The sequence below is a fragment of the Mesorhizobium sp. M2E.F.Ca.ET.209.01.1.1 genome (genome assembly GCF_004010375.2).
Classification (GTDB): Bacteria; Pseudomonadota; Alphaproteobacteria; order Rhizobiales; family Rhizobiaceae; genus Mesorhizobium.
In genome coordinates, this window is record NZ_SADP02000006.1 from 95,531 (window position 1) to 116,560 (window position 21,030).

The window sequence follows — 21,030 nt, forward strand, 5'->3', positions numbered from 1 at the left end:
AATGCCCCCAAGGCCAGACACACGAGGGCTCATCGAACGAATAGGTGCGAGCGATCGCCATGAATTCGGGGACTTCTTCATTTCAAGGCTTCTCGGGCTAAGGATCGAATACCCAACCGGGGGATGCGACGTCACGTTCGAAGTAGTGCCGGAGCTAACCAATCCCGTGGGCACTCTCCACGGAGGAATTATGGCAACGGCGATCGACGTATCCATGGGCCATCTTCTCTTCAAAACCCACGCGTCTCCGGCGGCCACTCTCGAAATGAAGATTCAGTATCTAGCCCCGGCGTTAGTGGGCGAGATGGTGGTATGTCGGGCGTCATTTCTCAGGGCAGGCAAGTCGATCAATTACGTCAGATCGGAGGCGCGCAACGCCTCCACGGAGGCACTCTACGCCTTTGCAACCGCGACATGGAAGGCAACAAAACCGTCAGGCAATGAGGGAAGACAGTCATGAATGCATGCCCTTCGAATGCACATCCGCTAACAGGATCGTCAAATCTCATGAACAACCCGGAAGTTGCGCGTGACGTTTTCCGTTCGATCGCCGGGCATTGGCCGAGTGGCGTCGCAGTGATTACGAGTGTCAGTGAATCGGATGAGCCGGTGGGGCTGACGATGAGCGCCGTCATGTCGCTTTCGGTTGAGCCGCTTCAGTTTCTTATCAGCGTCGACAACAAATCGAACACGCTGCCTTCGATCATTTCCAGCGGCCGCTTTTGCATCAATTTCATGGCGCAAGGTCAGGAAGCTATCGCGATGCGTTTTGCCAGCAAGAAGGGCGAGAAGTTCGAGGGCCTTGCCTCAAGGCGGCTCGAGAGCGGATCAATCTTGATTGAGGGCGTCCTCGCTTATGCCGATTGCGAGGTGGGCGCGGTCTACGACGGAGGTGATCATCGTATTCTGGTCGGGAGGGTGAAAGACATGGCGCTGCTTGGAAGTGTGCCGCTGGCATACTTCGCAGGAAAATTTCGAAGGGTAACGGATGCCTGAGAGTCAGGATCTCACCTGGGATTGCCATGTCCATGTCTTTGGCGACCCGCGGCAATTTCCCTTCGACCCCTCAAGGACATATACGCCGGGGCTGGCGGACGCAGATGCCCTCAAGAGTTTCAGGCTACGCCACGGCATCGACCGTACAGTAATTGTCCAGCCGAGTGTGTACGGCAACGACAACAGCTGCCTGATAGATGCGCTCCAGCGTTTCGACGGAAGCGCGCGGGGAATTGTGTCGCTCAATCCGGAGACGAACATCTCCACCCTTCGCGATTACCACTCCGCGGGCGTTCGAGGTGTGCGTCTCAACCTTGAAACAACTGCGCTCAGAGACCATCCCGCGCTAGCGCGTAAAAGGCTGCAGGATGCTGCCAGGCAGATCGACGGGTTGGGGTGGCACATACAGATATACACCAACCTCGCAGTGATAGCCGCTGTTGGCAAAGTAGTCGCCAGTCTGCCGGTGCCAGTTGTCGTCGATCATTTTGGCCTTGCCCGAGCCGAATACGGTCTCGATCAACGGGGCTTCGCCGAGCTTACCGACATGGTCAGCCGTGGCTCCTATGTGAAGCTGTCGCTCGCGGATCGGCTGGCCAAGTCTCCAGATGAGATGATCCCTTTTGCAAAGCGACTCATCGATGCCAATCCAGAAAGGGTGCTTTGGGGATCGGACTGGCCGCACTCCAGGCGGGGAGCCCGTGTAGACGAACCAGCGCCGTTCGGAGCCGTCGACGATGCGCTTTCAATGCGGCTGGTCCGAGATTGGTGTGAGACCGAAGAGCGACTCAGGCTGACGATGAGTACCAACCCGGCCCGTCTTTTTGCGTAAAGGCGAAGCCATGCCAACTTTCGAAGATATCCAGTGTCATGATAAATTTCGTCTTCGTTCCACCTCAGTCAGATGTGTCGCGAGCTTTCGGAGCGCAGTTGCGGCGTGACGTCGAGGGTATGGTCGTTCATGTCCCCGAGACAGAAGCGGAAGCGATCGCGTACCTGGCGGATGCTGACGCAGCTTTTGGAGCGCTCTCTCCGGAACTGCTTCAACATGCCCGGAAACTGCGCTGGCTTCACTCCCGGCAGATCGCTCCGCCGCCTGGCTATTTCCACGAGGCTCTCATAGAGCATCCGGTGATCGTAACCAACACGCGGGAAGTCTATAATGACCATATTGGCGCGCACATCCTGGCTTTCGTTCTCTCGCTTTCGCGGGATCTGCCTTACTATCACACTGAGCAACTGAAGGGTCGATGGGCTCCCAAGCCTTTGAATAGCGGGGTCGTGTTCCTTCCGGAAGCGACGGCCCTCATCGTTGGCGTGGGCGGCATCGGGGCAGAAGCTGGACGCATGCTTTCGGCTTTCGGCACGCGAATTGTCGGGATCGATGCACGACGCACCTCGGTGCCGCCTGGCTTTGCCGAAATTCACGGCGTCGAAGCTTTGAATGATTTGCTTCCGTCTGCGGATTTCGTGATCCTTACTGTACCTCATACTCCGCATACCGAAGGCATGATGAACCTCGATCGGTTTCGACGTATGAAAACGTCGGGCTTTTTCATCAATATCGGCAGGGGGTTGACCACCCGACTTGACGATCTGGTCGTCGCGCTCAAGGAGGGAAGCCTGGCAGGAGCGGCGCTTGACGTGTTCGATCAGGAGCCACTTCCGGAAGGCCATGCGCTTTGGGGCATACCAAACGTGCTGATCACGCCTCACATGGCAGGGTTCGGCCCGTATCTTGAGAAGCGTCGGTACACAATACTGCGTGACAACTGCTTGGCCTTTGTCCAGGGCAGGCCCCTCGCAAACATCGTTCAGAAGCAGTCCTGGTTCTGATTGAAGAAATCCCATGCCGGGTGGCGGTGAACAAGAAAGTGTTCACGTAAAGACGTCAAGCGCAAGCGTCTGTAATCATTCGACAGCGATCCTCATCATTGGATGAAAAGTGACAGCGACCGAAACAGCTTACCTTTCTTAGAGTCAAATCCGCATTCAGAATCGGTTGGCGACACGAATTGAAGCGGCTCCAGCTAACGCAAACATAGCTGCCAGCAGAAGGTAGATGTTGGCCAGGGAGGTTGCCTCGGCCAATGTCCCGAAGCTGGGCGCCGCGGCCAGTGCAATTGCATACCCGGTCGCGAACACGACCACGATGCCTGATGCGTCGCCGCGCCGTCCTGCCATGCTCAGCAATGTGGGGAAGATGTTGGCCACCCCGATGCCGAGCAAGACAAAGCCGGATAGCGCCATTGCCGCGAGGTTGGCAAAGGCGACGATCGCAAGGCCGATGATTGCTAGGGATACCGAGATCGCGAGAAGTTGCTTTTCCCCAACCGAGGTCCTTACGCGATCGCCAGCCAGCCGGCAGATTGCCATCGAACTTGCAAATGCGCCGTAGCCAAGCCCCGAGTAGCCGAGATCGAGCGCAAAATTGCCAGTGAGGTAAAGAGGGCTCCAGTCACGGACCGCTGCGTCTGTCGACATACAGACGCCAGCAAGCAGGCCCGCGACAATGAGCAACCACTTGGCACTGAGTGGCCGGGCTGCCGTTCCCTCCTGACGTGGTCTTGCGGCAAGTAGCTTGCCCTGGTTCATCGCAAAAAGCACCGAGAGCAACAAAGCGGCAATCAGGGCGCCGAAGGAGCTTCCTGCGTTCTTGACAAGCAGGCCTCCCAAAACCGCTCCAGTAAGGCCGCCGAGGCTCCACATGGCATGGAATGAGGACATAAGGGCTTTTTCGGAGGAGCGCTCAGCCTCGACGGCCTGCGCGTTCATGGCGACGTCCATGGAATTGCCCGCAAGTCCGAGGACCAGCAAGACGAGGGCGAATACCAAAGGGACATGTGTGAATGTGGCCAGGACGACCGTCGTCAGGAGGAGCGGGCTTGCGACGCGAACCACTTGTCTGCTGCCAAAACGCGCAATCAAGGACCGACTGGCCAGCATTGCAAAAAGCGAACCGACGACAATCATGAACAGAGACCAGCCGAATTCACTATCGGATATCGAAAGGCGCACCCTGATCGCCGGTATGAGCGAAGACCATGTGCCGAAAGCGCTGCCGTGTACGAAAAAAGTGGAGAAGATCGCCGTGCGGATCTTGCGGGCCTCTGTAGACGTGACGGCAGGCTGCCCCGCGGAGCGCTTCGGACTTCCGAACAAGATTTGGTCTCCGGTGACGTGTCGCGCCTTTCGGCGACACCATCCGATCGGTTAGAATGGGCGTGATCGACCCTTCTTGGAACGGGTCTCGCTCGTGTGGACCTACCTTGGATAGAGCTAATTTGTAAAGGTTTTCAGAATTGCGCGAACCGAAATGAAGCTATCGATCCGTTAGGTGGTTTTCCAAGCGTCTGAATCGACTACGAGACAAATTGCTCGGCTTTCGCCGACGGCCGGTGGCATATCCCCGCTTTTTTAGAAACGCTGCAGTTGGTGCAACTGCCTTCGGAGCCTCGATGTCGATCTCGTTCTGTTTTGCGATGTGAACAGGACGCTGCTGACTCACGACTATAAGCTTCACCACCGCGTCGTGGCTGCGCTTGCTATGGCCCCCGATGCGGGTCTGCGCATAGTGCTTGCCACAGCGCGCTCGCCTCGCGGCGTTCGGGGGGACGTCCAAGCAACTAGCCGCGGACATGGTTGCCAAAACGCTTGGCGTGCCAGCCGAGCGCTGTGCCGCCGCAGGAGATGCGGCCAATGACTTGTCTCTTCTGCGTTGGGCAAAGGTGCGGCTGACGGTCGCCAACGCAATCGCTCCAATTCGCGACATGGGGACACTTTTGTGGAGACACCTGCGATGAGGGCGGCTTGGCGGAGGCCATCGAATGGCTATTGCAGTAGAGGAGAGATTGGCACCGAAGTCGATTATCGTTCGCTCTCGCGCTGGTTCCGTTAACGCAGCACCCACTCATTACAGAAAACCCAGTGCATGAAAGGAAACCAGGCCCTGCATCCAGACGGCAATCTGGCTCAGTTGCTCTGAAGCTGCTCGGGCTTGAGACCACCGGGCCTTGGAGGACGGCTCCAAAGGGTTAAGCGCTCGCTAGAAGCGGCTGGAGCGTTCTTCTGGCTGAGGCGACTTCAGACCCTGGCATGAGCATTCCGGGTAAGCCGGCAGTCTGGCGGCGGTCTCCAAAGCGATCCGCGAGGCCTTCATGGAGAGGGTAGGCAGAACGTCCTCCTGCAGGAGTTTTTGACGGTTTCGATCCATGTAGTCGTTGAACCCAGCCGTGACGAATGCACAAGGTACGAAACAAGCGCCGATTTCGCGCGACAGGGTGGCCTCGGGGGCGATCGAGTGGTTGAGTACGTCTGCCCCCATGCTGCGAAACGCCAGGGCTTCGGCCGGGCTTGTCAGTCGCGGCCCGTAGCAGTGGGCAGCCACCAATTGCTGTTCGATGCCATGAACGCGGCATTCGGGCGGCCAATGACGGCGGGCGGTCTCGACCAGAACCGCCGCGCATCTTGGGCAAACGATCTGCTTGCCCGAGCAGTCGAAGGTTTGACGACCGGGCAGCAGTGAAAACGGCGTTTGCGTGAGCTCGATGATATCGGCGTTGATCACCATATCACCGGGCTGGATCGCTTTGTTCACCGCGCCGATGGTCGAGCACGCCAGGACCTGACGCACACCCGCGGCCATCAATACCCAAAAGGCGCGACAGTGGCAGGAATGGTCGATATGGCTCCGCGGATTGCCATGCGAATACATGCACAAGGCGCGTTTCGGCTTGCCTTCGGCGGTGATGGAGGCGTCGAACTCGAGCAGCTTCCAGTTGTCGGTGCGGCCAAAGGGCGTTTCAAAGCTGATATCCCTTTCTAGGGTCCGAACGCCCTCGACGCCGATATCTTCCGGAAAGGCCAGCCCCCAGTTTGCCGATCCCGTGATAATCCCCAGCCCTACCTGGGGTATATCCATTACTCGATCCGCCTGGTCATCGGCGGCCTGAAGGTCAGCAGTCATATTCGATTCTCGGTCAAGATTTTTGGCGAAGGGTCACGAAGAGGACGACGATCACGACGATGGCGGTCCACAATGTCGAGATCGCCGCGATGGTCGGATCGATCTGGTCGCGCAGCGACAGGAACATTAGCTTCGGGAGCGTGCTGTTTTGGCCACTGGCGACGAAGATCGAAATGACCGACTCGTCGAGCGACGTCAGGAACGCCATCAATATCGCCGACAGCAGGCTGATCCTGAGTTGCGGAACGATTATGCCGCCGATCGCGCGTGCCCAACTGGCTCCCAGGCTACGCGCCGCCTGGACCTGGTTCCAGTCAAAGCGGGCCAGAGCAGGCAACAGGACGATGCACGCGACCGGAATGGCCAAGACGACATGTCCGACCAGCACACCGAACAGCGTTCCGACCAGATGCTGCACCGCCAGCACAATGAAGAGACCGATCGCCAATAGGATGCCCGGCGTGACCGATGGAGTGAGCAGGATGCCCTGAAGGGTCACTGCGGTCTTTCCGCCGAGACGATTCATGGAGATGCAGGCGAGCAACGCCGAAGGCACCGCGATCAGCGCCGTCAACGTTCCCAGCGTGATGCTGGTCCTGAGCGCGGCCATCCATGTCGCTGAACCGAAGAAGTTCTCGTACCAGCGCAAAGAGTATGCACGGGGAGGAAATTCGAGAAGATCGGACGCTGAGAACGAAAGCGGCACCACTACGATGGTGGGCAGGATCAGGAATGCCAACACGAGCGCGGAAAAGGCCCAAAGAAGGGCGAGCGCCAGCCTGTTCTCCGGATAGGCGTCAAGCATGAGCCACACCGAGTTTGTTCTGCGTCAGCAGGAGACGCGCTGCCCAGAACGTCACGCCCACCAGCGCCAGGAGAACGAGCAGGAGAAGGCCTAGCACGCTCGCCGCACCCCAGTCCTGAAAAGTCGACAGCGTTCGCTCGATCCGGATCGAGATCGGATTGACCTTGCCGCCGCCAAGAACCGCCGGCGTGATGAAGAAGCCGAGCGTGTAGATGAAGACGATCATCGAGCCCGAGACGATGCCCCCCGCCGAAAGGGGCAGGATGACCGTGCGGATCGCCAGGCCAAGACCGGCTCCCATGCTCGCGGCGGCGCGGGTGAGGTTGGGGTCGATATCGCGCATCGCGGCATAAACAGGCAGCACAAAAAGCGGCAGCATGTAGTGCACCATGCCGATCAGCGTCCCCGTGAAATTGTAGACCAGCGGCAGCGGCTCCGTCGTCAGGCCCGAACCTGTCAATACCGCGTTGACAAGGCCGTCGCGGCGCAGGAGCACGAGCCAGCCATAGGTGCGCACCAGGATCGAGGTCCACAGCGGCAGCATGATGAATGCCATCAACAGGTTGGCTACTCTTGGTCTGGCGCTGGCGAGCGCAAGCGCCAGGGGGAGACCGAGAAGCATGCAGACCGCCAGCGTCCCTATCGAGAGCTCGAGAGTGGTCAGGAGAGCCGACCAGGTCAGTCCACTTGAAAGCACCTTCTCGTAATTTCCGACGCTGTATTCGCCCGCGGTGGTCAGGAATGATTGCCGGACAATCCAAAGGATCGGCAGGATCGCCGCTGACCCAACGATAACCAGAGCCGGTAACGAAAGAGAAAGGAAGAACCGGCGCTCTCTGCGCGCATCGGCTGCCAGTGCCGGATCCATGGCGACTTTCACACCTTCGCCCCCGCTATTGCGTGAACTTTGGCCGCCGGTGCGAACGCGGCCACTCGCTGACCTGGAGCAAGGTCGGCGCAGCCCGCGGCGAGGGTTGCCGGAACGCTTATCAAAACCTCTTGCCTGGTGTCGAGCTCGAGCGTCAAAAGCCAGTTCTCGCCCCGGAACGACTTGGCCCGCAGCACGCCTTCGAGCGCCACTCCGTCTGGCCCGGCAAACGCTGGATCTAGATGGAAGCTCTCTGCGCGGATCATCAATGTTTCTCGTAACGCATCAACGCCGTCGATCCTGCGGACTGAGCCCGGTGGAACAATATTGGCCTCGCCCATGAACTCCGCAACGAAGCGGGTGAGCGGGCGGTGATAGACGCGCTCAGGCGTATCGATCTGCTCGATGCGGCCGGAATTCATCACCGCAATACGATCTGACATCGTCAGCGCTTCCCGCTGATCGTGGGTCACATAGATCGTCGTGATGCCCAGGTCGTCGTGCAGGCGCCGGATCTCATATTGCATGGCTTCGCGCAGGTTCTTGTCGAGCGCCGACAGCGGCTCGTCCATCAGCATCACGCGTGGTTTGAACACGATCGCCCTCGCCAGCGCCACCCTTTGACGCTGGCCTCCCGACAGAGCAGCGATGTCTCGTTGCGCAAAGCCTTCCAACTTTACGCGGGCCAGGGCGTCAAGCGCCCGCCGGCGAGCGTCCACTCGCGGGATCTTCCTCAATGCTAGTGGATACTCAACGTTTGCGAGCACGTTCATGTGCGGAAACAAGGCATAGTTCTGAAAAACGATGCCGAGCTCCCTTTTGTTAGGGGGCAAACGGGTGATGTCGCGACCTCCCAACAAGATCTTGCCATTGTCGAGCAGGACAAAACCCGCGACCGCCATGAGCAAGGTGGTCTTGCCGGATCCGGATGGCCCCAGCAGCGTCAGGAATTCGCCCGCCTCAATTTCGAGCGAGACGCCATCCAGCGCCAGGTAGGAGCCGTACGCCTTGCGCACGCTTTCGACGGTGATGGGAAACGATTTCATCTTCCTGGTTCCCCTCCCAGACCGGCAGACTCGAACTCAGCGGCTCATCATCTCGTCGAAGGCCTTCTGGGCAGCCTCGCCGTTCTTGAGCCACCAATCGGGATTCGAGAAGACGGAAGTGCCCGCGTTCTCAGGAGCGGTCGCCAATGTCTTCAGTCGCTCGTCAGGGATGAGCCCCGCCTTGTAAGCTGCCGGGTTGACCGGGCCATAGGCGATGAAGTCGGTCAGCTTGGCCACGCGTGCCGGCTGCGTCATCGCGGCGATCAGCTTCATGGCCGCTTCCTTGTTCGGGGCACCCTTCGGCACGGCAAGGCAGTCCGTACCGATTACCGAACCCTTGAAGGAATAATCCACCATGCCGCCATCGGCTTTCACGGTTTGAGCCCGACCGTTCCAGGTAACGACCAGATCCGCTTCGGCATCCTTCAGCAGTTGGGCAGACTGGGCGCCGGAAGTCCACCAAACCGCAACGCTTGGCTTGATTGCCTCGAGCCGCTTGATCGCCCGCTGCAAACCCTCAGGCGTGCTGAGCACCGAGTAAACGTCCGCCGGGGCCACGCCGTCGGAAAGCAGCGCGATTTCGATCAAGTCCTGCGCGTTTGAGCGCAGGGCTCGGCGGCCTGGGAATTTGCCGACGTCCCAGAACTCGGCCCATGTCTTCGGCGGATTGGTGCCATAAGTTTTCGTGTTCCACGACATGACCGTGCCGTAAGAGTCGAACGGGTAGCAGTAGTCGGATCTTGCGCCGGCCGGCACCGCGTTGAGATCGATTATATTGCCGTCGAGCGGCTCCAGCAGAGACTGCGCGGCTGCCTGCGCGCCTTCCGGGGAACCGAGGTGAATGATGTCTGTCGTGACGGCTCCAGACGTGACTTGCATCTTGAGTGCGGCAAAACCATCGCTTTGCGTTTCCTCCCTCACGTCGTAGCCCAGCTCCTTTGCCGCGGGAGCCCACATGGCCTCCTGCATGGCTTTGCCATAGTCGCCGCCAGCGGTCGTGATCGTGACGGATTGGGCATAGACGGGCAATGCGGCCGACACTGCAATGACGGCCACTGAAATTCGAAGTTTAAAAGACATGGTTTCTCCTCCTCCGGATTTGCCGAAGCCGACGGAAATAGGCCCTTTTTCGCAAATCGTAACGTTACGGTTACCGTGAAAACACCGAGAGTCAAGTGGCTCGGCTGGAACGCGGTCAGCTTTGTTTGAACGTTTGATCGAATCCGGTAACGTTACGGTGTTCAGCAAATCAGCCGACACGTTCGGAGTGGAAGACGGGCGAAATGGCCAACCTGAAACAGATCGCGGCGGAGCTTTCCCTTTCGGTGACGACGGTAGCGCGCGCTCTGAAGGATGGGCCGGAAGTGCATCCCTCGACCGTCGCCCGCGTCAAGGAGGAGGCGGCGCGAGTGGGCTACGTGCCGAACCAGCACGGTCGCGCGCTAAAAACCGGGCGGACCTCGACACTGACCGCGGTGCTGCCGATGGAGACACGCGATTATCTGTCGGATTTGGCGAAGCTCCCTTTGATCGAAGGCATGACACTGGCGGCGAGACAGTTGGGCTACAGTCTCAGCGTCTATTCCACCACACCGGAGGAAGACCCCGTCGAAACCTTGCGGCGCCTCCTTCGGGCGCGCAGTGCGGATGGCCTGATCATCACCCGAATGGTCTCGGCCGATCCCCGAATTAAGCTGCTGCTCGACGAGGATGTACCTTTCGTCACTTTTGGAAGGACTGACCTGGACCTAGCTTACCCATACGTCGACGTCGATAATGAGCAGATTGCCTATGACGCAACTCGGCGCCTCACGAAGAAAGGTTGTCGTCGAATTGCCTTGCAGTTGCTGGTTCCTGAGGATCAGGCAAGCACAATGCGTCTCTTGGGCTATGAGAGGGCCATGAATGAGGCGGGCAACGTGATTGACCCTGAGCTGATCGGCCATGCGACATTCACGATGGAAGCAAGCACTGACTGGTTCGATCGCGTGCTCGGATCGCCTGATCCGCCAACTGGCTTGGCCTGTGCCAACGAACTCGGCCTTCTCGGAGCATTGCGGGCTCTTGGTAGACGAGGCTTGGTGCCGGGCCGCGATGTCCATATCGTGACGCGCGACAACACGCATCTTTCGCGCTTTCTCCCGGCGAAGATCGGAATTCATTCAGTGGATATGGCGGACGTCGGACGAAAACTGGTCGAAATATTGGAACGGCAAATCGCCAATCCGACTGGCCAGGCGGCGACAATATTGTTGAAGGGTAGATTCGAGACCCTCGGGTAGCCGCGAAAGAAGATCGTTGGCCCTCCACCCTCGACACCAACGCGGTCGGAAATCGTCATCTTCCGACTTCGTGGGCCAAATTTGAGATTTTCTCCGTCCTGGCTGATCCCGTCGTCCCGTCTTGCATGTTTGTCGCGACCGTCCTTTCATTCCGGCCGGCCGCTCGTCTGGACTGACCTTGCAGCGGAAAGTGAGCGCAAGTGCGTTTTTTCCTCAACGAACACATCGCTGAGAGTGGTGGGCTGCCTCTCCTTGGGCTTCCGCTCGAGCAAACTTGTCGAAAACATATTGCTTGGCACCACGAACGCTCTCTTCCAGTGAAGCGCCGAGGGCAAGAAAGGCTGCGACAGCGGTGGAGAGCATGCAACCCGTGCCCCGCATGCTGCACTTCAGGCGCGTCGAGACGAACCGAATGGCCGGGCCGTCCGGTGGAACAAGCAGGTCAGCGGCTTGCCTTCCCTGCGCATGTCCGCCTTTTACCAGCACGGCGGTTCCCACAGCGCCCGATAATTGCTTGCCCTGCTGGCAGGCCGCTTCGTCGTTTGACGCCAAGACCGACCCTGTCAGCGCCGCCAGCTCGAGTAGATTGGGTGTAACCAGCCGGCATACCGGCATGAGATCGCGACGCATCGCGTCGACGGCGTCCTCCTCTAAGAGCGCTCGCCCCGACGTGGAGGCCAGCACAGGGTCGAGCACGACAGGCACGTGGCGGTTGCGCGCCAAAATCGAGGCGACGGCCTCGATCGCCGCGGCTCTGCCCAGCATGCCAACCTTGACCGCAGCGATTTGGTTGGCCGCAAAGGCAGCGCCCATCTGGGCGGCGATGAGGTCCGGCGAAATGTATTCGATGCGCTCGACGTCCTCGTGCGTCTGTACCGTGACGGCCGTGACGGCGAGGCAGCTGCGCTGTCCAAGCGCAGATAAGGTCTCGACGTCGCGGGCTAGTCCGGCGCCGCCGCTCGAATCCGAACCAGCTACGACGAGCACGTGCGGCGTCATCGCCATTGGGCTGTCGCCGCCAGCCATTCGGCCGTGCGTGCCTCGGGGCGCATGTTGCGAGTGATGTCGGTGACGACCGCCGCACTTTGCGCGCCGTGCGCGAAGACATTTGCAATTCGCTCGGCGGTGAGCCCGCCGATGGCTACGAGCGGGATGTTGCCTACGCGCTGCTTCCACAAAGCGATGCGCTCAAGCCCCTGCGGTGCCCATTTCATCGCCTTGAGGATGGTTGGGTAGATCGGGCCAAGCGCGACATAGTCGGGCTCGGCCTGCAGCGCGGTCTCAAGTTCGGCGTCGTCGTGGGTGCTCAGGCCAAGCCTCACACCCGCCCTGCGGATGGCCTTCACATCGGCGGCGGCCAGATCTTCCTGGCCGAGATGGACGAAATCGCAATCCTCCTCGATCGCGATACGCCAGTAGTCGTTGACGATGAGCTGACAGCCGCGGCGGTCGCATACCGCCTTCGAAGCGCGGATCTCGCGGCGCAGCGAAGCTTCGTCCAGGTCCTTGATGCGCAGTTGCACAAGCTTCACGCCAAGCGGCACGAGACGTTGGACCCAGGCGGCGGAATCGACGATCAGGTAGAACGGATCGAGCTTCATGACAATGCTGCCATGCCGATGACTGGGGTAGAGGGGACGGCCATGTCGCGCGGCTCGAGCAGGCCGGCGCAATGGGCCCCCCAGCCAGCTTCGATCGCCTTGCCAAACGCCGCGGCCATGGCCACGGGATCGCCGGCCTTGGCCACGGCCGTGTTGAGCAGCACTGCGTCGTAGCCGAGCTCCATAACGGCTGCGGCGTGCGAAGGGCGGCCGATGCCAGCGTCGACGATCAGCGGCACGTTGGGGAAATGGCCGCGCAGGCTTCTAAGCGCATCGGGGTTTTGCGCCCCGCGCGCGGAGCCGATCGGCGCGCACCAGGGCATCAGCAGCCGGCAGCCGGCCTCAAGCAGCCGCTCGGCAACGACGAGATCGTCGGTCGTGTATGGGAAGACCTCGAAGCCTTCCGAGGCAAGGATCCTTGCCGCTTCGACCAGCCCGAAGACATCAGGCTGCAGCGTATCGTGGTTGCCGATCACTTCGAGCTTGATCCATTTGGTGCCGAACACCTCACGCGCCATCTGTGCCGTCGTGACTGCCTCCCGCACCGAATGGCAGCCGGCGGTGTTGGGCAGGACGCGAACGCCCAGCGACTGGACCAGCGACCAGAACTGACCGCCGGCCTTGCCGCCGGAGGTCTCGCGGCGAAGCGACACGGTGACGATCTCTGCGCCGGACGCCTTGACAGCCTCGGCCATGACGGCAGGTGAGGGGTAGAGCGCCGTGCCAAGCAGAAGGCGCGATGAGAATTTTTGTCCGTAGAGTTCGATCATTTGGATCAACCTCCCTGCATCGGAGAGAGGATCTCGATGCGATCGCCCTCAGTGAGCCGGCAGCGGTCGCGTTCCTTTGCCGGCACGACCTCGCCGTTCAGCGCCGTGGCGAGCCAGCCACCTTCAAAATCGAGTTCGGTCAGCAGGGCGGCAAGCGTCTCGGCCGCGACGTCGTGGCTCTTGCTGTTAACGATGAGCTTCAAGAGCGGACTCCTTTGCTGCTGGATTTCCCAGGATGATGTTGGCGGCCTGCCGCGCCATGGCCGGCGCCAGCAGGAAGCCATGGCGGTAGAGACCGTTGATGCGAATGTTGCTTCCGTCGCGCTCGACGCTCGGCAGGTTGTCAGCGAATGCGGGGCGCACGCCCGCACCCGTTTCAACCAGCTCGGCTTCGCCAAAGGCCGGGTGCAGAGCGTATGCGGCACTGAGCAACTCCATGGTGGAACGCGCGGTGATTGGACCCGTGGCATCGCATTCGATCATCGTCGCGCCGACCATGAAGAGGTTTTCCGAACGCGGCACCACGTAGATCGGGATCCGAGGATGAAGCAGGCGTACTGGCCGGGCTAGCGAGATCTCCGCTGTTCGCAGGATGAGCATCTCGCCGCGGACACCGCGCAAATCCGGGCGTTTGTCGGCGATGCCGGTGCAGTCCACCTCGATATCCGCGATAGCCGACACGATGCTGCGGCCGAATTCGAAACGCGCGCCCAAGCCGAGCAACTTGTCGCCCAGCGCAAGCAACGCCTTGCGCGGGTCGAGATGCGCTTCGTCAGCAAAGAACAGCCCGCGCCCGAACCGGCCGGCGAGGGCTGGTTCGAAGGCCGCGATCTCACCGGCGTCGAGCTGTCTGAAGCCGGATGTGCGGCGGCCGAACCGGTCCAGCTCGCCGACATCGCGGGCAGGCGCCAGCACCAATGTCCCGTTTCGCGAGACATGGCCGGGCAATGCCGCGTCCCACCAGTCGGCCGCGTCGCGTCCGAGTGTGAGCACCGCCTCATCAGCGCTCTCGCGCTCGCACCAAGGCGCGAGCATTCCGCCGGCCTGCCAGGAGGCATTGCCGGCGATCTCCTCGCGCTTTTCGACCAGGGTCACATCGGCACCGCGCGTTGCCAGCTCGTGCGCGAGCGTCAATCCGGCGACGCCAGCGCCGCGAATGAGCACCTTCATGGCGTATCCGTGCGCTCCAAGGTGCCGTCCACGGGCATGTAAAGATCGCCGCCATCCCGGTACTTGGCCGCCATAGCCGCGAGCCCTTCCTTCTGCGCTTCCGCCCTTATGTCGTGCGAGATCCGCATCGAGCAGAATTTGGGGCCGCACATGGAGCAGAAATGCGCCACCTTGTGCGCCTCTTTCGGCAGGGTTTCGTCGTGGAAGGCGCGCGCCGTCTGGGGATCGAGCGACAGGTTGAACTGGTCCTCCCACCGGAACTCGAAGCGCGCCCTGGACAGCGCATCGTCCCTGACCTTAGCGGCTGGATGGCCCTTGGCGAGGTCTGCAGCATGTGCGGCGATCTTGTAGGTGATGACGCCGGTCTTGACGTCGTCGCGGTCGGGCAGGCCGAGATGCTCCTTCGGCGTGACATAGCAAAGCATCGCCGTTCCGAACCAGCCGATCATCGCCGCGCCGATGCCTGACGTGATGTGGTCATAGCCTGGCGCGATGTCGGTGGTGAGCGGCCCAAGCGTGTAGAAGGGCGCTTCGCCACAGACCGCGAGCTGCTTGTCCATGTTCTGCTTGATCTTGTGCATGGGAACATGGCCGGGGCCCTCGATCATCACCTGGCAGTCCTTGGCCCAGGCGATCTTGGTGAGCTCTCCAAGCGTTTCCAATTCGGCGAACTGGGCGGCGTCGTTGGCATCGGCGATGGAGCCGGGGCGAAGGCCGTCGCCGAGCGAAAACGCCACGTCATAGGCCCTGGCGATGTCGCAGATCTCCTCGAAATGCTCGTAGAGGAAACTCTCTTTATGGTGATGCAGACACCACTTGGCCATGATCGAGCCGCCGCGCGACACGATGCCGGTGACACGGTCGACGGTCAGCGGAATGTAGGGCAGGCGCACGCCGGCATGGATCGTGAAATAATCCACGCCCTGTTCGGCCTGCTCGACCAGTGTATCGCGGAAAACCTCCCAGGTCAGCGCCTCGGCGATCCCGCCGACCTTCTCCAGCGCCTGGTAGATCGGCACCGTGCCGATCGGCACCGGCGAATTGCGCACGATCCATTCGCGGATGTTGTGGATGTTGCGCCCGGTCGAGAGGTCCATCACCGTATCGGCTCCCCAGCGGATGGCCCACACCATCTTCTCGACCTCCTCGGCCATCGACGAGGTGACGGCGGAGTTGCCGATATTGGCGTTGATCTTCACCAGGAAATTGCGGCCGATGATCATCGGCTCGCTTTCGGGGTGGTTGATGTTGGACGGGATGATGGCGCGGCCGCGCGACACCTCGTCGCGAACGAATTCCGGCGTCACGAAATCCGGGATCGCGGCGCCGAAGCTCTCGCCATCACGTTGAAGTTTCGAACGTAACTGCTCGCGGCCGAGGTTTTCGCGGATGGCGACGAACTCCATTTCGGGCGTGATGATGCCGGCGCGCGCATAGGCAAGCTGGGTGACGGCACGGCCGCCGGTGGCGCGCAATGGCCTGTTACGCACCGGGAACTCCGGCGTCAGCCGATCGGCGGAGACGAAGCCGTTGTCCTCGGGCCTGATCGTGCGGCCCTCGTAGCGTTCGACATCGCAGCGCGCCTCTATCCATGCCTCGCGCAGCCGCGGCAAGCCGCGCTCGATCTCGGTCTTCACCGTCGTGTCGGTATAGGGACCGGACGCGTCGTAGACCGTGACCGGCGGCTCGCCGGCGCTCGGGTGAACCGAGATCTCGCGCATCGGGACACGCAGGCCCGGGTGAAGTTGGCCAGGTTTGTGGACCTTCTTCGAAGCGGGCAATTCGCCGACGGTGACGGTCGGGGTGTGGGCATTCATGAGTGAGCCTCCTTGCTCAAGTGCAACGGAGACCCAGTCCACGCGATGAGGAGGAAGTGACGCTTCGCGCAGGACGCGGGCACTGCCCGAATACCGAAGCCGGATTGCCGACCCGCGAAACCTCGCACCGTCCCTACGCCAGTATGAACTGGATCAGGTTCAACGGGTCACTGCGCGCGATAGCAGTATCTCAGCCCCTTGCCGGGACTCCCCTGGTGAGGCGCATACGTTGGACGATGAGGAGTGGCTGTGTCAACTCTTTACGGCGTACGCGGACTAGACCGATCTTCAAAGTGACGGTCGGTGTAGTCAGCTTCTGTGCATCAGAGATCGCGCCAACAAAGAAATTGCGACAAATGCAAGCGCGATGACGCCGAAGCTGGCCGCGAGCGAGGAGATTTGAGCGATCAGCCCTAGCAATCCTGGCCCCAACAGCAGTCCAGCATATCCGATTGTCGTCACAGTTGACATGGCACGAGCAGCAGACTTGCCGCCCACACGGCCTGCGGCCGCAAAAAGGGTGGGCACGATGTTGGCGAGGCCAAGACCACAAACTGTGAGCGCCACGAAAACAATAATAAGATTGCCGCCCATGAGGACCATTGCGAGCACTGAACATGCGCAAACGACCGCGCAGTAGCGCAGTGTTCGCACCTGGCCGATTGTGTTGGCGATGGCGTCGCCGAACAGGCGCCCGATTGCCATCATCGTCGAGAACGCTGCGAAGCCGTAAGCTCCCGCGCTTTCCGATCCACCCGATTGCGTCACGATATAGATCGCGCTCCAATCGATCATTCCTCCCTCGGCCAGCATTGCAAAAAATGCTAGACCGCCCAGGAGATAAAGATGCTTGTTGAAGGAACTTTGGGATCGAGCGTCCCCAGCCTCGAAAGCGGCGGCAGGGGCGTGGATCCAGCTGAACTGGTTCCATCCAGCCCAGGCGAAGAGCGCAACCGTCGCAACTCCAATTCCGGTAACCCCAAGGCAACGGCTTAAATCGCCGCCACCTGACAGTATCCGCCCCACAACCACAGCGCCGGCCAAGCTTCCAAAACTAAACATGGCATGGAATGAGGACATCACCTGCCGGCGCATAAGACGCTCCAAGGCCGAGGCGTCTGTGTTCATCGACACGTCCAGCGTTCCAAATCCGGCACCGGCAAGGAACACAATCATTGCCATGGAAAGGGCTCCTCCGGCCCAAGGAAGCGCCAACAGCGCGAAGCCGAATGTGAGCGAACCCATTAGGCTGAGTAGACCGCTCGGAACAATCACCACCAAGCGGCCGACGTTTGTCATCATCGCGATCGCGCCCAGAGCGAAGCAAATCAGGACGAGTCCAAGTTGACCCTTGGCGAGGTTCATCTGAACGCTGAGCACTGGTAGGGAGGATGCCCAGGCACCAATGCCGACGCCGCCACCCAGGAAAAAGAGACTGCAAAAGAAGCGGCTGATTCGGATGGCCGAGGGGATGGTCGAGCTTTCCTTCACTTTCGACGACCTCCGCCCGCTATCCTCATCTTCGTCAACCGCCGCTGCCCGTGCGAAGCAAAGCTTTGCCTCTCCAGCGGGAAAGCCAATGAGAACTGGTAACCTTCGCTCTAATGTCACCAGTCATCGGCAAGAGCGGATACTCGAGCAATTTCGCAAGTCACCGATAGCCGACGCATAGCGACGCGGTAAGGATCCTGGCTTGCCGATAGGCGATCCAGTTCCGCACCTGCCGACCATTTGGAACTTAAGACTCGTTCACCTAAATGTGATAACGTAGGAAAGCGTCAGCTGGGCGCAAAATCCCCGAATTGACCGCTTTCTTTAGCAGGGTGACGCACTCCCCGCGTCTTGCTGCAACAACATTCGCCCCCCTGCGAAATTGCTGTTCGAGCGGAAACGGCGGCAAATACCGGGCAAGTCGGGTCGCTCCGGTGTTACGAAAACAACAACCATGATCCCTGCCTCGCGCAGAACCGGACACCAAAGCATGCGATCGACAAGGGAGGTTTTGACCACACAGGGTCGGCCGTCTTGCCATGGCTCGCGCCGTCCAGTGCGTTCTAGATCGCAGTAAAAGAACGTTGCCCGCACCTGTCGAATAAAGGAGTGCGCCCTCATGCCTTGCGTGTGGACGACCGATTTCTCTTGGCCTTCGGAATCGCAGCCATGATCCGCTTCGAGAACGTATGGAAGGTCTACGGCAACTATGCCGCCATATACGACCTTCAGCTTGAAGTCAGGGACGGCGAGTTCATGGTCTTCGTCGGGCCTTCCGGTTGTGGCAAAACCACGACGCTGAAGATGCTTGCCGGGCTTGAGTTGCCTTCCTTCGGTCGGATCTGGTCGGACGACAAGGACATCACGCTCCTGCCATCTGGCCAACGCGACGTCGCGATGGTTTTCCAAAGCTACGCTCTTTATCCTCATATGACTGTCGAGCGGAACCTCGCTTTCGGACCGACGGTTCGGGGCGAGCCCAAGGCAGAGATAGCCGAGCGCGTCAAGCATGTAGCCTCTCTCGTAGGACTGGAATCCCTGCTTCGGCGACGTCCGGATGAACTATCCGGTGGCCAACGTCAGCGAGTGGCGCTTGGGCGTGCGATGATCCGCCAGCCACGAATCTTCCTGCTCGATGAACCGCTCTCGAACCTGGACGCCGGTTTGCGCACGCGGATGAGGACCGAGATTGCTGAGCTTCAGCGCCGCGTAGGGGTGACCACGGTCTATGTGACCCATGACCAAGTCGAAGCGATGACGATGGGTCACCGCATCGCAGTGTTCAACCAGGGACGCATTCTGCAAGTTGATACGCCAGCCAACCTCTACAGAGCACCCGCCAACAAATTTGTCGGAACGTTCATCGGGTCACCCAAGATGAATATCCTTCCCGCCGCGCTTTCGGCGACCGGCGGTTCGGTGGACGTCAAATGCCTTGGAACAGAGTTTTCCGTGTCTGGGCAATATCTCGCCGGCAAGGATCTTCCCTCGTCCGTCGAGCTTGGAATTCGCCCAGACGACATACACTGGACGAAGGACGCCCCGTCGAGATGCACTCAGAAGATGCAGGGCATCGTCGGCGGAGTTGAAACGACCGGCTCGGAGACCTTCGTCCTCGTGAACGTCCGAGGAACCGAAGTAAATTCCAAGTTCCCGAGCTTCGCACCTATCCGGATCGGTCAGACGGTCGACCTCGTATTCGATCCGGTGGACTTGCATTTCTTCGATGCAGTAACCGGAAACACGCTGCGAAAAGACCCCCCGGGACAATCGGAAAGATCCGAATTTCGTCCCGCTCAGCCAATCAACTGAAGAATGGAAGGAACCTTTGCCATGAAGACCAAAATGCTTTCTGGGTTTCGATCTGCGCTGCTTAGCGCGACGGTCATGCTCGGCGCAACGATTGCTGCCGGCAGTTCGGCAATGGCCGGTGACACTTTGAAGGTCGCCTACAGCCAGGATTACTTCATGAGTTCCCCGAAATTGGCCAAGAAATGGTTCGGTGAGATGAAAACCCAGTTCGAGGCCGCCAACCCCGGTGCCACCCTGGAACCAATCCCGATTCCTGGCAGCTTCGATGATTTCAACACCAAGCTCAGCCTTCTTATGAATTCACCGGCTACCGCTCCCGACGTGATCCAGATTGCGGCGCAAAGCGCCGGTCAATGGTCCGGCAGCGGGCTCCTGGCACCGTTGGATGATGAGTTGAAGTCTCGCGACTGGTGGCAGTCCTATCCCGAACCCATCAAGCAGGAAGGGACCATTGACGGCAAGGTCTATGCCGTGAGCGAAGGCGTCAACACCTTTGGCCTGCTCTATGATCGTGAGAATTTCGCCAAGGCGGGCCTGCCAAAGGACTGGAGCCCGAAATCGTGGAAAGACATCCTCGACGCCGCCCGAGCCATCAAGAAGAGCGCCCCCTCCGTATGGCCGATATGGCTCATGACCGGAACGGCGCAGGGTTCGGAGGGTACGCTCATGGGCGCCGGCCTGCTCATCTCGGCTTCCAGCGACCCGACCATCTTCGACGAAAAGACCAAGAAGTGGGTGGTGGACAGCAAGGGCATGCGCGAAATGCTGAGCTTCTACCGCGATGCCGCTGCCGAGGGATTGCTGGCGCCCGCCTCCCAGATCTTGGATGCCAACGCTCCAAACAACGGCGCCCAGCATATGCCAAAGCACGAGCTCGGCATCGGATTTGCCGGCAACTATTGGCCGACCATGTGGAACAAGACGATCTGCACGCCCTGCTGGGATGATCCCGACAACTCGATCGCACTCGCTCCTTTGCCAACATCGCTTGGCCAGGCGCCGGGCTTCGCCGCGTCCTTCGGTGGGTGGAGCCTGTCGGTCAATAGCAAGGCCTCGAACATGAAGTTGGCCTGGTCCCTGATCGACATCATGCAGAAGAAGGCCAACATGGTTGAGCTCGACCAATATGGCGGCCTTGTGCCCCCAGTGCCGGCGTATGCCGAGGATCCTGGCTATGTGGCCTTTGCCAAGAAGCCGTTTCAGGTGGAGTATTCAAAACTGATCGCGAACGCACACAGCATGCCGGCCAGCACTGAATACAGCGTTTGGAGCTTTGCTGTAGCGCAGGCTACGGAAACTCTGGTTCTCAAGCCCGAGACGCCTATCGATGACGTCGTGAAGACGATGCGGGAATACGTCGTCAACCAACTCGGCGACGATCGCGTCGAGCCGTAGAGGAATGCGCA

At 60.2% G+C, this 21,030-nt stretch carries 22 protein-coding genes and 1 riboswitch; of the genes, 9 read left to right on the plus strand and 13 right to left on the minus strand.

What is annotated here, in order from left to right; all coding sequences use genetic code 11:
• Window position 1 precedes the first annotated feature (1 nt).
• The 4 genes from EN852_RS13750 to EN852_RS13765 are packed head-to-tail and all read left to right on the plus strand — an operon-like array spanning window position 2 to window position 2,832.
• Window positions 2-460, plus strand: a complete 459-nt coding sequence (locus EN852_RS13750) for a PaaI family thioesterase (RefSeq protein ID WP_127875866.1) — start codon at window positions 2-4, stop codon at window positions 458-460.
• Between the two features lie 47 nt (window positions 461-507).
• Window positions 508-996: a flavin reductase family protein gene (locus EN852_RS13755; protein WP_189401907.1), complete on the plus strand. Its 489-nt coding sequence runs from the start codon at window positions 508-510 to the stop codon at window positions 994-996.
• Window positions 989-1,828 carry an amidohydrolase family protein gene (locus EN852_RS13760; RefSeq protein ID WP_127864760.1) on the plus strand — a complete coding sequence of 280 codons (840 nt, stop codon included), beginning with the start codon at window positions 989-991 and terminating at the stop codon, window positions 1,826-1,828. Before EN852_RS13755 ends, EN852_RS13760 begins: the two co-directional genes overlap by 8 nt.
• A gap of 38 nt (window positions 1,829-1,866) precedes the next feature.
• Window positions 1,867-2,832 (plus strand): D-2-hydroxyacid dehydrogenase, encoded by a 966-nt coding sequence (locus EN852_RS13765; protein WP_127875779.1) that lies wholly within the window; start codon window positions 1,867-1,869, stop codon window positions 2,830-2,832.
• 156 nt (window positions 2,833-2,988) lie between these two features.
• Here EN852_RS13765 and EN852_RS13770 read toward each other — a convergent pair whose 3' ends face one another.
• Window positions 2,989-4,158 (minus strand): MFS transporter, encoded by a 1,170-nt coding sequence (locus EN852_RS13770; protein WP_189545918.1) that lies wholly within the window; start codon window positions 4,156-4,158, stop codon window positions 2,989-2,991.
• A gap of 370 nt (window positions 4,159-4,528) precedes the next feature.
• Here EN852_RS13770 and EN852_RS42310 point away from each other — a divergent pair, with 370 nt between their 5' ends.
• Both EN852_RS42310 and EN852_RS42315 read left to right on the plus strand, forming a co-directional pair.
• Window positions 4,529-4,699, plus strand: a complete 171-nt coding sequence (locus EN852_RS42310) for a hypothetical protein (RefSeq protein WP_246694293.1) — start codon at window positions 4,529-4,531, stop codon at window positions 4,697-4,699.
• Window positions 4,635-4,799 (plus strand): HAD hydrolase family protein, encoded by a 165-nt coding sequence (locus tag EN852_RS42315; protein WP_245519776.1) that lies wholly within the window; start codon window positions 4,635-4,637, stop codon window positions 4,797-4,799. Before EN852_RS42310 ends, EN852_RS42315 begins: the two co-directional genes overlap by 65 nt.
• A gap of 242 nt (window positions 4,800-5,041) precedes the next feature.
• On the opposite strand, the gene EN852_RS13780 is transcribed toward EN852_RS42315, so the two are convergent.
• From EN852_RS13780 to EN852_RS13800, 5 genes are read right to left on the minus strand one after another with little or no spacing between them, the layout of a single operon-like run.
• Window positions 5,042-5,962, minus strand: coding sequence for a 5'-methylthioadenosine phosphorylase (locus EN852_RS13780; RefSeq protein ID WP_127875777.1), 921 nt, complete (start codon window positions 5,960-5,962; stop codon window positions 5,042-5,044).
• Between the two features lie 13 nt (window positions 5,963-5,975).
• Window positions 5,976-6,767 carry an ABC transporter permease gene (locus EN852_RS13785; RefSeq protein WP_127421430.1) on the minus strand — a complete coding sequence of 264 codons (792 nt, stop codon included), beginning with the start codon at window positions 6,765-6,767 and terminating at the stop codon, window positions 5,976-5,978.
• Complete coding sequence (locus EN852_RS13790; protein ID WP_127864764.1) at window positions 6,760-7,635, minus strand: ABC transporter permease; 876 nt, start codon at window positions 7,633-7,635, stop codon at window positions 6,760-6,762. Before EN852_RS13790 ends, EN852_RS13785 begins: the two co-directional genes overlap by 8 nt.
• Window positions 7,636-7,643: 8 nt before the next feature.
• Window positions 7,644-8,681, minus strand: coding sequence for an ABC transporter ATP-binding protein (locus EN852_RS13795; protein ID WP_127875776.1), 1,038 nt, complete (start codon window positions 8,679-8,681; stop codon window positions 7,644-7,646).
• Between the two features lie 36 nt (window positions 8,682-8,717).
• A complete protein-coding gene (locus tag EN852_RS13800) occupies window positions 8,718-9,929 on the minus strand; it encodes an ABC transporter substrate-binding protein (RefSeq protein WP_245519777.1) in 1,212 nt (403 codons plus the stop codon).
• A gap of 35 nt (window positions 9,930-9,964) precedes the next feature.
• Between EN852_RS13800 and EN852_RS13805 the strand changes: the two genes are divergently transcribed.
• Window positions 9,965-10,963 (plus strand): LacI family DNA-binding transcriptional regulator, encoded by a 999-nt coding sequence (locus tag EN852_RS13805; protein ID WP_127875775.1) that lies wholly within the window; start codon window positions 9,965-9,967, stop codon window positions 10,961-10,963.
• Window positions 10,964-11,176: 213 nt separating this feature from the next.
• Here the strand turns inward: EN852_RS13805 and EN852_RS13810 are convergent, their stop codons facing one another.
• From EN852_RS13810 to EN852_RS13840, 7 genes are all read right to left on the minus strand, one after another.
• A complete protein-coding gene (locus tag EN852_RS13810) occupies window positions 11,177-11,968 on the minus strand; it encodes a hydroxymethylpyrimidine/phosphomethylpyrimidine kinase (protein WP_127864766.1) in 792 nt (263 codons plus the stop codon).
• Window positions 11,959-12,564, minus strand: coding sequence for a thiamine phosphate synthase (locus EN852_RS13815; protein WP_127864767.1), 606 nt, complete (start codon window positions 12,562-12,564; stop codon window positions 11,959-11,961). The genes EN852_RS13810 and EN852_RS13815 overlap by 10 nt, the downstream gene beginning before the upstream one ends.
• The gene (locus EN852_RS13820; protein ID WP_127875774.1) at window positions 12,561-13,334 is read right to left on the minus strand and encodes a thiazole synthase; all 774 of its coding nucleotides are present in this window, start codon (window positions 13,332-13,334) and stop codon (window positions 12,561-12,563) included. The genes EN852_RS13815 and EN852_RS13820 overlap by 4 nt, the downstream gene beginning before the upstream one ends.
• 5 nt (window positions 13,335-13,339) lie before the next feature.
• Window positions 13,340-13,537 carry a sulfur carrier protein ThiS gene (gene thiS / locus EN852_RS13825; protein ID WP_127864769.1) on the minus strand — a complete coding sequence of 66 codons (198 nt, stop codon included), beginning with the start codon at window positions 13,535-13,537 and terminating at the stop codon, window positions 13,340-13,342.
• Complete coding sequence (gene thiO / locus EN852_RS13830; protein ID WP_127875773.1) at window positions 13,521-14,504, minus strand: glycine oxidase ThiO; 984 nt, start codon at window positions 14,502-14,504, stop codon at window positions 13,521-13,523. Before thiO ends, thiS begins: the two co-directional genes overlap by 17 nt.
• Entirely contained in the window at window positions 14,501-16,321 is a 1,821-nt protein-coding gene (gene thiC, locus EN852_RS13835; protein ID WP_127875772.1) for a phosphomethylpyrimidine synthase ThiC, read from the minus strand. The genes thiO and thiC overlap by 4 nt, the downstream gene beginning before the upstream one ends.
• 112 nt (window positions 16,322-16,433) lie before the next feature.
• Window positions 16,434-16,545, minus strand: a riboswitch (TPP riboswitch).
• An 85-nt stretch (window positions 16,546-16,630) separates the two neighbouring features.
• Window positions 16,631-17,812, minus strand: a complete 1,182-nt coding sequence (locus tag EN852_RS13840; RefSeq protein WP_127875771.1) for an MFS transporter — start codon at window positions 17,810-17,812, stop codon at window positions 16,631-16,633.
• 669 nt (window positions 17,813-18,481) lie between these two features.
• Here EN852_RS13840 and EN852_RS13845 point away from each other — a divergent pair.
• Window positions 18,482-19,624, plus strand: a complete 1,143-nt coding sequence (locus tag EN852_RS13845) for an ABC transporter ATP-binding protein (protein WP_127864773.1) — start codon at window positions 18,482-18,484, stop codon at window positions 19,622-19,624.
• A 21-nt stretch (window positions 19,625-19,645) separates the two neighbouring features.
• On the plus strand, window positions 19,646-21,019 hold the full coding sequence (locus EN852_RS13850) for an extracellular solute-binding protein (RefSeq protein ID WP_246694279.1): 1,374 nt from the start codon (window positions 19,646-19,648) through the stop codon (window positions 21,017-21,019).
• Window positions 21,020-21,030: the final 11 nt, after the last annotated feature.